Here is a 14,939-nt window from a genome sequence, read left to right as displayed (position 1 = left end):
CGTAGCTCAGTTGGTTAGAGCACATCACTCATAATGATGGGGTCACAGGTTCGAATCCCGTCGTAGCCACCATTTTAGTCTACTTGGTGATGAGCAACGCGTTTGCAGTACGGCAGTAAAACAGTAAACACCATTGGGGTGTCGCCAAGCGGTAAGGCTCTGGTTTCTGATACCAGCATACCCAGGTTCGAATCCTGGCACCCCAGCCAAATTTAGAAAAGCTCGCTTCGGCGGGCTTTTTGCTTTTTAACGTTTCGTCATTAATGAATCGTTAGCCAATAAAAAGGCAGTGAAGCCACTGCCCTTATTCATTCAACTCCCCTGCCTTAACAAGTCGGCCCTACAGCCCCAGTGCATACTCCAGCGCCTTCGATTTTAATTTGCCAGCGCGCTGCGCCGCCATCAGTGCCAGGTTACGTAACAGGCGAACCGGCGGCAAGCTGTTGCTAAACGCGGTATAAAACAGGTCCATGCCGCTTTGCATCATCAAGTTATCAACCCGGCGGCGGCGCTGATAGCGCTGCAGTACGCGCTCACTCCACCAGGCTTCACCCTTTTCATTAGCCACTGACACTACGTCGAGCAGCGCTTCTACGTCACGATAGCCCAGATTCACCCCCTGCCCGGCCAGCGGATTAATGGTGTGAGCCGCATCGCCCACCAGAACCAGCCCCGATGACACATAGCGCTGGGCGTGGCGACGCACCAATGGGAAAGACCCCGATGACAGTGCCTTAATCGCCCCCAGACGAGCTGGGAAGGCCGCGGTAACCTCTTGGGTCAGTTGGTGCATGTTTAGCGACTGCAGGTGGCGGATACGTTGCGGACTGTCATACCACACCAGCGAGGCGTGATTTCCCCACAGTGGCAGGAAAGCGCGCGGCCCTGAAGGGAAAAACTGTTGCCAGGTCACGTCCAAATCCTGTGACTGTGTCTCAACGTTAATCAACATGCAATTCTGGCGGTACTGCCAACCGTCGATGCCGATGCCTGCCTGCTGACGCACCAGAGAGTTTGCACCGTCGGCGGCCACCACAAGACGTGCATTAAGCTGCTCTCCGCTCACCAACTCCAGCGACCAACTCTCATCGACATTCTGATGCAGTTTTTTGAGCTTGTCGGGGCAAAATAGCGTCAGATTCTCAAACTGCTGCATTTGCTGCCATAACGCGAGCTGCAGAACGCGATTTTCCAGCATAAAACCCAGCTCGGATAAACCCAGAGAGTGCGCATCAAACAGCACCTCGGATCCAGGCTGTTCCCACGTTTCAAGACGGCGATAGGGCGTAGAACGCATGTGTTCAACCTGCGACCAAGCACCGAGCCTCTGCAACAGGCGAACCGAGGCACAACCGATGGCAGAGATCCGCAGATCAATCGGGTCGGCATTATCGAATGGCTGCGGTGCCTTATCTTCAATAACGGCCACACGTAGCCCCTGCTGAGCAAATCCCACTGCCGTTGCTGCGCCGACCATCCCGCCGCCGACCACGATGACTTCAAAGGGGTTCTGTACCGTATTATTTTCGAGGCTCATATTTTCGACCGTGTCCATCTCGCTCTTCGTTGTTTTTTGTTAAATGTGGATTTATACAAAACGCGCATTTCGCGAAGTGTACCGGATTTTTCACCCGTTATCAGGGCGCAACCTGATTTAGCGCACTAGCCACTCAGTTAATGTGGGATTACACTGTCTCCCCTAAGCTACACCGCCCGGTCCCCCACATACTCATGCACCGGCTGTAATGCAGAGTCTATTCGCCACCACGACGTTAACTAAAAGATTGACCAATAGGCTCCTGAGCTGCATCCCCAAATTTAATTATAGGGATGTTTTGTTTAACGCTTTTTAAGTAATGGCATGCCGATGAAGAAAAAACTGCATATAAAAACCTGGGGCTGTCAGATGAATGAGTATGACTCATCTAAAATGGCAGACTTACTTAACAGCACGCACGGTTTTGAACTGACAGATAATGCCGAAGAGGCTGATGTGCTGCTGCTCAACACTTGTTCCATCCGGGAGAAGGCCCAAGAGAAGGTATTTCACCAGTTGGGTCGCTGGAAAATACTCAAAAAAGCCAATCCTGACTTGATCATCGGCGTTGGTGGCTGCGTGGCCTCGCAGGAAGGTAAACTGATCCGCCAGCGCGCCCACTACGTTGACATCGTTTTTGGACCACAAACGCTGCACCGACTGCCGGAAATGATCAATCACGTGCGCGGCAGTAAAAGCCCCATCGTTGACATCAGTTTTCCTGAAATCGAAAAATTCGACCGTTTGCCGGAGCCGCGCGCCGATGGCCCCACCGCGTTTGTGTCAATCATGGAAGGCTGTAACAAATACTGCAGCTTCTGCGTCGTGCCCTATACGCGTGGAGAAGAAGTCAGCCGCCCAAGCGATGACGTGCTGTTTGAAGTCGCTCAGCTTGCCGCTCAGGGCGTGCGTGAAGTCAATCTGCTGGGCCAGAACGTTAACGCCTATCGCGGCCCCGGCTTTGACGGCGAGATTTGCAGCTTTGCCGAACTGCTGCGTTTAGTGGCCAGCATTGACGGTATCGACCGGATTCGCTTCACCACCAGCCACCCGATTGAGTTCACCGACGACATCATCGAAGTTTACAAAGATACCCCGGAGCTGGTGAGTTTCCTCCATCTGCCTGTGCAGTGCGGCTCAGACCGCGTGTTGACCATGATGAAACGTGCGCATACGGTTCTGGAATATAAATCGACTCTGCGAAAAATTCTTAAGGCGCGTCCCGGTATCACCTTCAGCTCCGACTTTATTGTCGGTTTTCCGGGCGAAACCGATGAGGACCACCAGCAGACCATGAAACTGATAAGCGATGTCAACATGGACGTCAGCTACAGCTTCATCTATTCCGCCCGCCCTGGCACACCGGCGGCAGACTTGGTGGACGATGTCAGTGACGAGGAGAAAAAGCAGCGTCTTTACCAACTGCAAGAAAGAATTACCCAGCAGGCGATGCGTATCAGCCGCGCCATGATTGGCACCGTGCAGCGCGTTCTGGTTGAAGGGACTTCGCGCAAAGACATTATGGAACTGACCGGCCGCACCGAAAATAACCGCGTGGTGAATTTCGAAGGTATGCCGGACATGATTGGCAAATTCGTAGATTTAGAAATCGTTGACGTGATGACCAACTCCCTGCGCGGAATTGTGGTGCGCACCGAAGAGCAAATGGCGCTGCGCATGCATGAATCACCGCAGGCAATCATCGCCCGCACTCGCAAAGAAAATGAGACCGGCGTTAGCATCTATCAGCCCTAATTTTTACCCTTTAGTGCATAAGGGCGCTGATGCGCCCTTTATTTTTACGAGATAGGCCGCATATTCTTTAGTACAGCACGTGCGGCACTGGGAATATTTTGCCAAGCGCATGTATTATTACTTTATAGAGCAGAAGTCAGAGAGAAACCGTCGAGATACACCTTCAACAGGTCCAGAGCGGCCCAGAGGAATAGTTTGAACGTTGTAACACAAGAGATTTTGCTGGAGCCGGAAGACAATCAGCGCTTGCTGAGTCTGTGCGGCCCGTTTGATGACAACATCAAACAACTGGAACGTCGGTTGGGCATCGAGATCAATCGTCGTGATAACGCCTTTAAACTGGTGGGTAAGAACCTGGTAGTAGAAGCCGCGGCAGACATTCTGCGCGACCTGTACGTCGACACCGCCCCTTTGCGCGGCGAAACGCAGGACATTAATCCCGAAAAGATTCATCTAGCGATTAAAGAGAGCCGCGTGCTGGAGCAAACCGCCGAGAGCGTGCCCGATTACGGCAAAGCGGTGATTATCAAGACCAAGCGCGGCATGATTAAACCGCGCACGCCGAATCAGGCGCAGTATATCGCCAACATTCTGGACCACGACATTACCTTTGGTATTGGCCCTGCCGGTACGGGTAAAACCTACCTGGCGGTTGCGGCAGCAGTCGATGCGCTGGAGCGCCAGGAAGTGCGTCGCATTATGCTGACCCGCCCCGCGGTCGAGGCCGGTGAGAAACTCGGTTTCCTCCCCGGTGACCTGAGCCAGAAAGTCGACCCTTATCTGCGTCCGCTGTATGACGCACTGTTTGAAATGCTCGGCTTCGAAAAAGTCGAGAAGCTGATAGAGCGTAACGTGATTGAAGTTGCGCCGCTGGCCTACATGCGCGGTCGTACCCTTAACGATGCATTTATCATTTTGGACGAAAGCCAGAATACCTCAATTGAACAGATGAAAATGTTCCTGACGCGTATCGGCTTTAATTCCAAGGCAGTGATTACTGGCGACGTGACGCAAATCGACCTGCCCCGTCACCAAAAGTCGGGCCTGCGGCACGCAATTGAAGTACTCTCTGGCGTTGAAGAACTGAGCTTCAATTTCTTCCACAGTGAAGACGTTGTTCGTCATCCGGTCGTTGCGCGTATCGTTGTTGCCTATGAGGCCTGGGAAGAAGAAGACCAGAAACGCCGCGACGAGGTAGCCAAACAGCGCAAGCATGAATCACAGCAGTATACTGCCCAACCCACCCCGGAACAGAGCAATACATGAGTCATCAGGTAATTTTAGATTTACAGATTGCTAGCGAGAGCAGTGAAGGCTTGCCGGCCGAAAGCGACTTCCAGCAGTGGCTGGAAGCCGTTCTTCCGCAATTTCAGGAAGAGTCGGAAGTGACTATTCGCATCGTTGACGAAGCGGAAAGCCAAGAGTTGAACATGACTTATCGCGGAAAAGACAAGTCCACTAACGTACTTTCTTTTCCGTTTGAAGCCCCTCCAGGCATGGAGCTACCTCTGCTCGGTGATTTGGTTATCTGTCGGCAGGTGGTTGAGCTCGAAGCCGGTGAGCAAAACAAGGCGCTAAATGCGCATTGGGCCCATATGGTTGTCCACGGTAGCCTGCATCTGCTAGGGTATGACCATATCATTGATGAAGAAGCGGAAGAGATGGAAGCCATCGAGATTGAAATCATGCAATCACTTGGTCATCCGGACCCTTATCTTTTGCTTGATGAATAGTCTATTCGACGTGCGCTCCTGCTCGACGAACGTGACTAAATGAGTTAAAAACTCAGTAGTTTATCTCGACCCTTGTCATTGACGCTGCCGCAATGCCGTAACGTCAATGGCTATCTTTTCCTTACTATGAGAATACCACCCCAACGCCATGAGCGATGACCACCCACAAAATAGCGACAGCCCCAGTCCCAAGAAGGGCTTCTTTTCCCTTATTCTTAGCCAGTTATTTCACGGTGAACCAAAAAACCGTGGCGACTTGGTTGAGCTGATCCGTGATTCCGAACAAAACGATCTGATCGACCCCGATACCCGTGACATGCTGGAAGGCGTGATGGATATCGCCGAGCAGCGCGTGCGCGATATCATGATCCCTCGTTCACAAATGATCACCCTGAAACGCAATCAACCGATCGAAGAGTGCCTCGACGTCATTATCGAATCGGCTCACTCGCGTTTTCCGATCATCAGCGAGGATAAGGACCATATTGAAGGCATTTTAATGGCAAAAGATTTACTGCCATTTATGCGCACGGAGTCTGAGCCGTTCAGCATTGATAAAGTGTTGAGAACCGCTGTGGTAGTGCCTGAAAGCAAGCGCGTTGACCGCATGCTGAAAGAGTTCCGCTCTCAGCGCTATCATATGGCGATTGTGGTTGACGAATTTGGTGGTGTTTCCGGTCTGGTTACCATTGAAGACATTCTCGAGCTGATTGTGGGTGAAATCGAAGACGAATACGATGACGAGGAAGACCTCGACATCCGCCAGCTCAGCCGTCACACCTATACCGTTCGCGCACTTGCGCCTATCGAAGATTTCAACGAAGTGTTTAACACCAGCTTCAGCGATGACGAAGTCGATACCATCGGCGGTTTGGTTATGCAGTCATTTGGGCACCTCCCGGCCCGTGGCGAAACTATCGACATCGACGGTTACTCATTCAAAGTTGCCATGGCCGATAGCCGCCGTATCATTCAGGTTCACGTAAAAATCCCGGACGACGCGCCGCAACCGAAACTGGAAGAATAATTTATTCATGGCAACAAGATTTTTATATCCAATAGATTGGGTATCACAGGAAGGCGGCAAAGGAACGCATCCTCGGGAGCTTACCCAGTTAAGTGACTGGGGTAAGAGAGTGGAGCCAACGCATCTGTGGTGTGAAATATGATGGGTATGTATCAACGTCAGCGGGTGAGAGGCCTGCTGGCGATACTGTTTGGTGCCTGCGGCACACTCTCCTTCTCCCCCTATGATTTTTGGCCTGCGGCGATTGTTTCGCTGTTTGGCCTACTGCTGGTCACGCTTGACCGTCGTCCTGGCCAGTCTGCGCTGCTTGGATTCTGCTGGGGACTGGGACTGTTTGGCAGCGGTGTTAACTGGGTTTACGTCAGTATCGCGACCTTTGGCGGCATGCCGGAAGCCGTAAACCTGTTTTTGGTGGCGCTGCTTGCGGTCTATCTGTCACTTTATACCCTGCTCTTTGCCGGCTTACTGGCCAAGCTGTGGCCAAAAACCACCTGGTGGCGACTGGCGCTGGCGGCGCCCGCCCTGTGGCAAGTCACCGAGTTTTTACGCGGTTGGGTGCTTACCGGCTTCCCGTGGTTGCAGTTCGGTTATAGCCAGATCAACGGTCCGCTAAAAGGTCTGGCACCGCTTGGTGGCGTTGAAACCATTACTTTTGTGATGATGTCTCTCAGCGGTCTGCTGGTTTATGCGCTGCATCAGCGCAAGGCAGTACCGGCGGTCATTGCGGCTGCTATGCTACTGCTGCCTTGGCCGCTGCAAAAAATTCACTGGTTTACGCCTCAGACTGACAAAACTGTCGACATTGCGATGGTGCAGGGAAACATTCCACAGTCGATGAAGTGGGACCCTAAAGCGCTTATCTCAACGCTGCAGGCCTACCTTGACGAAACGCGTCCCTATCTCGGCAAGGCAAAAATTATAATCTGGCCTGAGTCGGCTATTCCAGATATAGAGTCGGATCAGCAGCAGTTCCTGACCATGATGGATGACCTGACACGCTCGCACAACAGCCAACTGATAACCGGCATTGTTGATTATATGCGCACGCCAGCCGGTGCTAAAACGTACAACAGCGTCATTGCACTGGGCGGCCCCGAGCAGTATCGCTATCCGGATCCAAATCGTTACACCAAATATCACCTGGTGCCTTTCGGTGAGTTTGTGCCAATGGAAGATCTGCTGCGCCCACTTGCGCCCTTCTTTGATTTGCCGATGTCCTCTTTCAGCCGCGGTAATTATATTCAGCCGCCGCTGCACGTTGCAGGGCTGAACTTCACCACTGCAATTTGCTACGAAATTGTCGAAGGTGAACAGGTTCGAGAGAACTTCCGCCCCGAGACCAATTTACTGCTCACCGTATCGAACGACGCCTGGTTTGGTCACTCAATCGGTCCGTGGCAGCACTTCCAGATGGCGCGTATGCGGGCCGTTGAACTGGGCCGCCCGCTGTTGCGCAGTACCAACAATGGCGTCACTGGCGCAATTGACGCCGAAGGTAACGTGATTGCAGTAATACCGCAGTTCACCCGCCAAGTATTGGACGTTAAAATTACCCCAACACAGGGCATCACGCCGTATGCAAGACTGGGCGTATGGCCGTTGTGGGTTCTTACCCTGTTGTTTGCCATTGCCGCCTTTGCATTGGGACGCCGCAAGAACTAATCGACCCAAGCTTCACAATCTACTCCTCAAGGGCACTTAGCGGTGCCCTTGCCTTTTTTAAGTGCGGCATCACCTATTGCCAAAATTAAGCCTGCTGTTTTCCCGCCTTTTTCGGTTTTTTATTCACTTTGCTTAACGTCACTGGCTGACGATAAATTCGGCTTATGCATCCAGCTGGCATGCATCTTGCTTCATCTTGTTGAAAGATATCTTATTTATAAACGTATATTAGCTCGCTGCATCGTTTTGACACATTTTGATGAATAAACGGTCACCATTACAGTGCAACAGCCGCTGGTTGCTTGGATTTGGTGCGCGCTTAGTCTCAAAAAAGAAACATAATGATTTCACATTGTTCACATTACGCTATCTTCTCATTGCAGAGATCGCTGTGAACTAAGCGGCGAGCGGGTTTACGAAAGATTTATTACCGGATTCATATTTGATCCTTTACGGAGGATCCATCACTAAGCAAAGGAGTTGGACCATGCAAATGCGCAAACTGGTGTTGTCGGTACTGCTGGCAAGTGTCGCCGCAAGTAGCCTAGCCCATGCCGAAGAACTGACTGGTACGCTGAAAAAAATTAAAGATAATGGCGTGATCGTTGTCGGCCACCGCGAATCTTCCGTGCCATTCTCTTATTACAACAATGAGCAAAAAGTGGTGGGTTACTCACAGGATTTTTCAAACGCCATCGTTGATGCCGTCAAGAAAAAGCTGAACGCACCTAATCTGCAGGTAAAAATGCTGCCGATTACTTCACAGAACCGTATCCCGCTGCTGCAAAACGGCACTTACGATTTTGAGTGTGGTTCAACCACTAACAATCTTGAGCGTCAGCAACAGGCCGCTTTCTCAGATACCATCTTCGTGATCGGTACTCGCCTGCTGGTTAAGAAAGGCTCGCCGATTAAAGATTTCGAAGACCTGAAAGGCAAAACCGTGGTTGTCACTTCAGGAACGACGTCTGAAGTTCTGCTGCACAAGCTGAACGACGACAAAAAACTGGACATGAAAATCATCAGCACCAAAGACCACGGTGACTCATTCCGCACGCTGGAAACCGGTCGCGCCGCGGCCTTTATGATGGATGATGCCCTGCTGGCCGGCGAACGTGCTAAAGCCAAAAAACCTGATGACTGGGTCATTTTGGGTACGCCACAGTCGAAGGAAGCCTACGGCTGTATGCTGCGTAAAGACGATCCTGAGTTCAAGAAATTGGTTGATGACACCATCTCTACTGCCGAAACCTCAGGCGAAGCGACCAAATGGTTCGAAACCTGGTTCAAAAAACCTATTCCTCCAAAAAATCTGAACATGAACTTTGAACTGTCCGACGACATGAAAGCTTTGTTCAAAGCGCCTAATGACAAAGCGCTGTAACTCAACACTGAAGTATCCCCTGTGCCATCGGCTCTGCGGCTAGGCAAAGGGGAAGTGATGATGTCCTAGAGTACAGACAGGGACAGGAACCTGCGAAACAGCAGGGAGAATGCGGGGTGGTCGTTCCCCACCCCGCAATTCTTTTAAAAAGTGAAACACTCATCTGTAACGTCATCACTCGGCAAGGCAACACCATAATCGGAGTTTTTTATGTCTTCAGGCTGGAATTGGGGCATTTTTCTCGAACAGGCCCCGTTCGGTAATACCACGTATCTCGGCTGGATCTGGTCTGGTTTTCAGGTCACGATTGCACTTTCACTCTGCGCCTGGGTAATTGCATTTTTCATAGGCTCAGTGTTCGGTATTTTACGCACGGTGCCGAACCGTTTTCTCTCCACTCTTGGCACCTGTTACGTTGAGCTTTTCCGTAACGTACCGCTGATTGTGCAGTTCTTTATCTGGTATTTAGTGGTACCTGAGCTGCTGCCCGAAAATATCGGCATGTGGTTTAAACAGGATTTGGATCCAAACGTTCAATTCTTTGTCTCTTCCATGGTTTGCCTCGGCTTGTTCACCGCTGCCCGCGTTTGCGAGCAGGTGCGCGCCGCGATTCAATCTCTGCCAAGCGGCCAGCAGGCTGCCGGTTTGGCCATGGGTCTGACCCTGCCGCAAACCTATCGCTACGTGCTGCTGCCCAACGCCTATCGCGTCATTGTGCCGCCGTTGACTTCAGAGATGCTTAACCTGGTAAAAAACTCGGCGATTGCCTCCACCATCGGCTTGGTCGACATGGCGGCACAGGCGGGCAAACTGCTCGACTATTCCGCCCATGCCTACGAGTCTTTTGCCGCCATCACGCTGGCTTACGTCCTCATCAACGCGGTCATTATGCTTATCATGCAACAGGTTGAACGCAAGATTCGCCTGCCGGGCACAATGGGGAGCAAATAATTTATGTATCAATTTGACTGGAGTTCAGTAGTCCCCAGCCTGCCCTACCTGCTTAACGGCATGGTGATTACTCTCGAAATTACCGCTATTGCTATCGTCTTTGGCATCCTGTGGGGAACGCTGCTGGCGGTAATGCGCCTGTCGAGCTTCAAGCCTATCAGCTGGTTTGCGCGCATTTACGTTAACCTGTTCCGCGCCGTGCCGCTGGTTATGGTCCTGCTGTGGTTTTATCTGGTGGTGCCAAGTTTCCTGCAAAAGGTGCTCGGGCTGTCGCCAAAAACCGATATTCGTCTGATCTCCGCGATGGTGGCCTTTGCGCTGTTCGAAGCGGCTTATTATTCCGAGATCATCCGCGCCGGTATTCAAAGTATTGCCCGCGGACAGTCTTCCGCCGCGCTGGCACTCGGTATGACCCACTGGCAGTCGATGCAGCTGATTATTTTGCCTCAGGCGTTTCGCGCCATGGTGCCGCTGCTGCTGACTCAGGCCATCGTATTATTCCAGGATACTTCGCTGGTGTACGTGTTGAGCCTGGCGGACTTCTTCCGCACGGCAACCAATATCGGCGAGCGTGACGGAACGCAGGTCGAAATGATCCTGTTTGCCGGATTTGTTTACTTTGTTATCAGCATCTCTGCCTCTTTGCTGGTGAGCTATTTGAAGAAAAGGACCCTTTCATGATTTCGCTGAAAAATGTCTCCAAGTGGTACGGTCACTTCCAGGTGCTGACCGATTGCAGTACTGAAGTTAAGAAAGGTGAAGTGGTGGTGGTCTGCGGTCCTTCTGGTTCAGGCAAATCAACGCTTATCAAAACCGTTAACGGGCTGGAGCCTATCCAGAAAGGCGAGATTCTGGTGAACGGTACGCCGGTTAATGATAAAAAAACCAACCTTGCCCAACTGCGTGCAAAAGTCGGCATGGTGTTCCAGCATTTTGAGCTGTTCCCCCACCTGTCGATCGTTGAAAACCTGACCCTGGCGCAGGTTAAAGTGTTGAAGCGTGATAAAGCCGCGGCCAGAGAAAAAGGCCTTAAGCTGCTCGAACGCGTCGGCCTTTCTGCGCATGCCAACAAATTCCCCGGCCAGCTTTCAGGCGGACAACAGCAGCGCGTGGCCATCGCCCGTGCGCTGTGCATGGATCCTATCGCCATGCTGTTTGATGAGCCGACCTCGGCGCTTGACCCGGAAATGATCAACGAAGTGCTCGACGTTATGGTCGAACTGGCGAACGAAGGCATGACCATGATGGTGGTGACTCACGAGATGGGCTTTGCCCGCAAAGTGGCAAACCGCGTTATCTTTATGGATGAAGGAAAAATTGTTGAGGATCGTAATAAAGACGACTTCTTTAATAATCCAGAATCCGACCGTGCACGCGACTTCTTAGCCAAAATTTTACATTAATAGTCAATCTTCAACGTCGTTGGAGCTACAGCCATCGCCGCTGTAGCTCCAGTAACGAAGGAGTTTAGGGTTCAAACGCTCGGCGGGTAAACTCGTCGTTACCACACTCGGGACATTTGGTTAGAATTTCCGGGGTATAAACCGACAGCTGAAAATGACACTTCTCGCAGATTAAATCCCCGAGTCCGACCACCTCACCGCTGTGGTACACGCCGTGATGGTTTACGTCTTTAAACACCTCTTTCCATTCCAGCTGCGTTTTATCAGTAATGTCGGCCAGCTCACGCCACAGACTTTCTTTTATCACTCGCATAAATACGCTGTCTTCGTCGCCACTGTTCGTTTCGGGCGGCTTTACTGCTGCTCGGTGTGCCGGCGCATACTCGCCGTAGATGCGGGCAAACTCCTGCAAGTCACGTCTTGCGGACAGCGTCAGGCGGTCAATCTCGGTTGGTGAAAGATGGCCTTCGCTTTTCAGGGTTTCCCGTGCGTCATGCACTAACAGGTCAATATCGCGTTCACCGCCGCGCAGGCGCTCCGTCAATGACGCCATTAATTGGCGATAGTCCTGCTGTTCATTATTCATAATTTCTCCTTTCGTGCGGTTTTCACACCTAAAACAACGCTTTCACTTTGAAGCTCTTCACTTTATTTTAGTCACTAATCCCTGAATGCGGCGGACGCAGACCACAGTTTCCGCTTTGTCCGAAAAATAATCCTCAGCAGATCAGGATAAAAAGCCTCTGGCATGGCGCTGGGTGTTGTTGCCCTTGCCGCTTATCAGCTATGCTATGCGGATCTGTTTGAAACTTTTGTTATTAACGCATCATTTGATATTTGATTAACGAAATAGGGCTACGGATGTAGCTGTTTTTCACTCACAGGACCATCGGCCGCCATGCAAGAGCAATACCGTCCAGAAGATATAGAGTCACAGGTTCAACTTCACTGGCAAGAGAAGCAAACCTTCAAAGTTACCGAACAGCCTGGAAAAGAGAAGTATTACTGCCTCTCCATGTTGCCTTATCCATCAGGCCGTCTGCACATGGGTCACGTTCGTAACTACACCATTGGTGACGTGATTTCCCGCTATCAGCGCATGCTCGGTAAAAACGTTCTACAGCCTATCGGCTGGGACGCATTTGGTTTGCCAGCTGAAGGTGCGGCTGTTAAAAACAACACCGCGCCGGCTCCGTGGACTTACGAAAACATCGAATATATGAAGAACCAGCTTAAACTGCTGGGCTTCGGCTATGACTGGGACCGCGAACTTGCGACCTGTCAGCCTGAGTACTATCGCTGGGAGCAATGGTTCTTTACCAAGCTGTACGAAAAAGGCTTAGTTTATAAGAAAACCTCAGCCGTTAACTGGTGCCCGCACGACCTGACCGTTCTCGCGAATGAGCAGGTTATCGATGGCTGCTGCTGGCGTTGTGATACCAAGGTGGAACGTAAAGAGATCCCACAGTGGTTTATTAAAATCACCGCCTATGCCGACCAGTTGCTGAACGACCTGGATACGCTTGAGAGCTGGCCTGAACAGGTCAAGACTATGCAGCGTAACTGGATTGGCCGTTCAGAAGGCGTCGAGATAACCTTCGACGTTCAAAATAGTGAAGAAAAACTGACCGTTTACACCACGCGTCCAGACACCTTTATGGGTGCAACCTACGCGGCGGTTGCGGCGGGTCACCCTCTGTCACTCCAGGCGGCCGCCTCACAGCCTGCGCTGGCCGATTTTATCGACGAATGCCGTAATACCAAGGTTGCCGAAGCAGAAATGGCGACCATGGAGAAAAAAGGCATGCCGACAGGCCTGTTCGCCGTGCATCCGCTGACCGGTAAAAACATTCCAATCTGGGTCGCCAACTTTGTTCTGATGGAATACGGTACGGGCGCAGTGATGGCCGTTCCTGGCCATGACGCCCGTGACTGGGAGTTTGCGACCAAATACGACCTGCCTATCGACGCGGTTATCCTTAACGCCGATGGCAGCGTGCCTGACGTTAAAACGGCCGTAATGACCGAAAAAGGCGTGCTGTGTAATTCAGGCGAGTTCGACGGTCTTGACCACGAGCAGGGCTTTAACGCTATTGCCGACAGGCTGGTTAGCCTGGGCGTGGGTGAGCGTAAAGTTAACTACCGCCTGCGCGACTGGGGTGTATCACGCCAGCGTTACTGGGGTGCGCCAATCCCGATGATCACGCTGGAAGACGGTACTGTTATTCCTACGCCAGAAGATCAACTGCCGGTTATCCTGCCGGAAGACGTGGTAATGGACGGTATCACCAGCCCTATCAAAGCCGATCCCGAGTGGGCCAAGACCACCGTTAACGGCATGCCAGGACTGCGCGAAACCGACACCTTCGACACCTTTATGGAGTCGTCTTGGTACTACGCACGCTACACCTGCCCAGACTACGACAAGGGCATGCTCGACCCGGCTGCGGCCAACTACTGGCTGCCAGTAGACCAATACGTTGGCGGTATTGAACACGCCATCATGCACTTGATGTACTTCCGCTTCTTCCACAAACTGATGCGTGATGCGGGTCTGGTTACCTCAGACGAACCGGCAAAACGTCTACTGTGTCAGGGCATGGTGTTGGCAGATGCCTTCTACTATCTCAATGACGGTGGCGCACGCGTCTGGGTTTCTCCCGTCGATGCTACGCTTGAGCGTGACGAGAAAGGCCGTATCGTTAAAGCTACCGATCCAGAAGGTCGCGAGCTGGTGTACGCGGGCATGAGCAAAATGTCCAAGTCCAAAAATAACGGTATCGACCCGCAGGTGATGGTTCAGAAATATGGCGCCGACACTGTGCGTCTGTTCATGATGTTTGCCTCACCGGCAGAAATGACGCTGGAATGGCAGGAATCAGGCGTTGAAGGTGCTAACCGCTTCCTGAAACGTGTCTGGAAACTGGCCTTTGAACATTCGCAAAAAGGTGCTACTGCTGCACTGGACGTGGCGACACTGACCACCGAACAGAAAGACCTGCGTCGCGACCTGCACAAAACCATCGCTAAAGTGACCGACGATGTCGGCCGCCGTCAGACCTTCAATACCGCCATTGCGGCTATTATGGAACTGATGAACAAGATGGGCCGTGCACCTCAGGACACCGAGCAGGATCGCGCTCTTGTGCAGGAAGCCCTGCTGGCCGTCGTTCGCATGCTTTATCCGTTCACACCGCACGTGTGCTTTAGCCTGTGGCAAACGCTGGGTGGCGAAGGTGACGTGGATACTGCGCCTTGGCCGGTAGCGGACGAAAAAGCGATGGTTGAAGACTCTAAGCTGGTAGTCGTACAGGTAAATGGTAAAGTACGTGCCAAGATAACCGTTGCAGCAGACGCGACGGAAGAGCAGGTTCGCGAATTAGCGGCACAAGAGTATCTGGTCGCAAAATATCTGGATGGGGTTACAGTGCGCAAGGTAATCTACGTGCCAGGCAAACTGCTTAACCTGGTAGTGGGTTAAGTCAAG

The 14,939-nt window shown here is 52.0% G+C and carries 12 protein-coding genes and 1 tRNA gene; 11 read left to right on the top strand and 2 right to left on the bottom strand.

Going from position 1 to position 14,939, the window contains the following annotated elements:
- Positions 1–134: 134 nt before the first annotated feature.
- Positions 135–209, top strand: a tRNA-Gln gene (locus BS639_RS10235).
- Positions 210–340: 131 nt separating this feature from the next.
- Here the strand turns inward: BS639_RS10235 and ubiF are convergent.
- Positions 341–1,555 carry a 3-demethoxyubiquinol 3-hydroxylase gene (ubiF, locus tag BS639_RS10230; RefSeq protein ID WP_228779432.1) on the bottom strand — a complete coding sequence of 405 codons (1,215 nt, stop codon included), beginning with the start codon at positions 1,553–1,555 and terminating at the stop codon, positions 341–343.
- 312 nt (positions 1,556–1,867) lie between these two features.
- Between ubiF and miaB the strand changes: the two genes are divergently transcribed.
- From miaB to BS639_RS10180, 9 genes are all read left to right on the top strand, one after another.
- Positions 1,868–3,292 carry a tRNA (N6-isopentenyl adenosine(37)-C2)-methylthiotransferase MiaB gene (gene miaB, locus BS639_RS10225; protein WP_173882086.1) on the top strand — a complete coding sequence of 475 codons (1,425 nt, stop codon included), beginning with the start codon at positions 1,868–1,870 and terminating at the stop codon, positions 3,290–3,292.
- Between the two features lie 195 nt (positions 3,293–3,487).
- Positions 3,488–4,558, top strand: coding sequence for a PhoH family protein (locus BS639_RS10220; protein ID WP_084983034.1), 1,071 nt, complete (start codon positions 3,488–3,490; stop codon positions 4,556–4,558).
- Positions 4,555–5,025, top strand: coding sequence for an rRNA maturation RNase YbeY (gene ybeY, locus BS639_RS10215; RefSeq protein ID WP_055777197.1), 471 nt, complete (start codon positions 4,555–4,557; stop codon positions 5,023–5,025). The genes BS639_RS10220 and ybeY overlap by 4 nt, the downstream gene beginning before the upstream one ends.
- A 148-nt stretch (positions 5,026–5,173) precedes the next feature.
- Positions 5,174–6,052, top strand: a complete 879-nt coding sequence (gene corC / locus BS639_RS10210) for a CNNM family magnesium/cobalt transport protein CorC (RefSeq protein ID WP_055777194.1) — start codon at positions 5,174–5,176, stop codon at positions 6,050–6,052.
- Positions 6,053–6,190: 138 nt separating this feature from the next.
- A complete protein-coding gene (gene lnt, locus BS639_RS10205; RefSeq protein WP_055777191.1) occupies positions 6,191–7,714 on the top strand; it encodes an apolipoprotein N-acyltransferase in 1,524 nt (507 codons plus the stop codon).
- A 487-nt stretch (positions 7,715–8,201) separates the two neighbouring features.
- On the top strand, positions 8,202–9,098 hold the full coding sequence (locus tag BS639_RS10195) for an amino acid ABC transporter substrate-binding protein (protein WP_055777187.1): 897 nt from the start codon (positions 8,202–8,204) through the stop codon (positions 9,096–9,098).
- A gap of 210 nt (positions 9,099–9,308) precedes the next feature.
- A complete protein-coding gene (locus BS639_RS10190; protein WP_055777184.1) occupies positions 9,309–10,049 on the top strand; it encodes an amino acid ABC transporter permease in 741 nt (246 codons plus the stop codon).
- A gap of 3 nt (positions 10,050–10,052) precedes the next feature.
- Positions 10,053–10,730 carry a glutamate/aspartate ABC transporter permease GltK gene (gltK, locus tag BS639_RS10185; RefSeq protein ID WP_055777182.1) on the top strand — a complete coding sequence of 226 codons (678 nt, stop codon included), beginning with the start codon at positions 10,053–10,055 and terminating at the stop codon, positions 10,728–10,730.
- A complete protein-coding gene (locus BS639_RS10180; RefSeq protein WP_055777179.1) occupies positions 10,727–11,452 on the top strand; it encodes an amino acid ABC transporter ATP-binding protein in 726 nt (241 codons plus the stop codon). The genes gltK and BS639_RS10180 overlap by 4 nt, the downstream gene beginning before the upstream one ends.
- A 64-nt stretch (positions 11,453–11,516) precedes the next feature.
- Here the strand turns inward: BS639_RS10180 and BS639_RS10175 are convergent, their stop codons facing one another.
- The gene (locus tag BS639_RS10175) at positions 11,517–12,038 is read right to left on the bottom strand and encodes a zinc ribbon-containing protein (RefSeq protein WP_084983032.1); all 522 of its coding nucleotides are present in this window, start codon (positions 12,036–12,038) and stop codon (positions 11,517–11,519) included.
- Between the two features lie 312 nt (positions 12,039–12,350).
- Here BS639_RS10175 and leuS point away from each other — a divergent pair, with 312 nt between their 5' ends.
- On the top strand, positions 12,351–14,933 hold the full coding sequence (gene leuS, locus BS639_RS10170) for a leucine--tRNA ligase (RefSeq protein WP_084983031.1): 2,583 nt from the start codon (positions 12,351–12,353) through the stop codon (positions 14,931–14,933).
- The last annotated feature ends 6 nt before the right edge of the window (positions 14,934–14,939 follow it).

It is taken from the genome of Rouxiella silvae (genome assembly GCF_002093625.1).
In the GTDB taxonomy this organism is placed as follows: Bacteria; Pseudomonadota; Gammaproteobacteria; order Enterobacterales; family Enterobacteriaceae; genus Rouxiella; species Rouxiella silvae.
Note: the sequence above shows the minus strand (reverse complement) of the source record. Positions and strands in the feature narration are given on the sequence as shown.

Bases quoted from the DNA above. Each gene is read 5' to 3' on its own strand.
- ubiF (WP_228779432.1), bottom strand. From the start codon at position 1,555: ATGGACACGGTCGAAAATATGAGCCTCGAAAATAATACGGTACAGAAC.
- miaB (WP_173882086.1), top strand. From the start codon at position 1,868: ATGAAGAAAAAACTGCATATAAAAACCTGGGGCTGTCAGATGAATGAG.
- ybeY (WP_055777197.1), top strand. From the start codon at position 4,555: ATGAGTCATCAGGTAATTTTAGATTTACAGATTGCTAGCGAGAGCAGT.
- corC (WP_055777194.1), top strand. From the start codon at position 5,174: ATGAGCGATGACCACCCACAAAATAGCGACAGCCCCAGTCCCAAGAAG.
- lnt (WP_055777191.1), top strand. From the start codon at position 6,191: ATGATGGGTATGTATCAACGTCAGCGGGTGAGAGGCCTGCTGGCGATA.
- BS639_RS10195 (WP_055777187.1), top strand. From the start codon at position 8,202: ATGCAAATGCGCAAACTGGTGTTGTCGGTACTGCTGGCAAGTGTCGCC.
- BS639_RS10190 (WP_055777184.1), top strand. From the start codon at position 9,309: ATGTCTTCAGGCTGGAATTGGGGCATTTTTCTCGAACAGGCCCCGTTC.
- gltK (WP_055777182.1), top strand. From the start codon at position 10,053: ATGTATCAATTTGACTGGAGTTCAGTAGTCCCCAGCCTGCCCTACCTG.
- BS639_RS10180 (WP_055777179.1), top strand. From the start codon at position 10,727: ATGATTTCGCTGAAAAATGTCTCCAAGTGGTACGGTCACTTCCAGGTG.
- BS639_RS10175 (WP_084983032.1), bottom strand. From the start codon at position 12,038: ATGAATAATGAACAGCAGGACTATCGCCAATTAATGGCGTCATTGACG.
- leuS (WP_084983031.1), top strand. From the start codon at position 12,351: ATGCAAGAGCAATACCGTCCAGAAGATATAGAGTCACAGGTTCAACTT.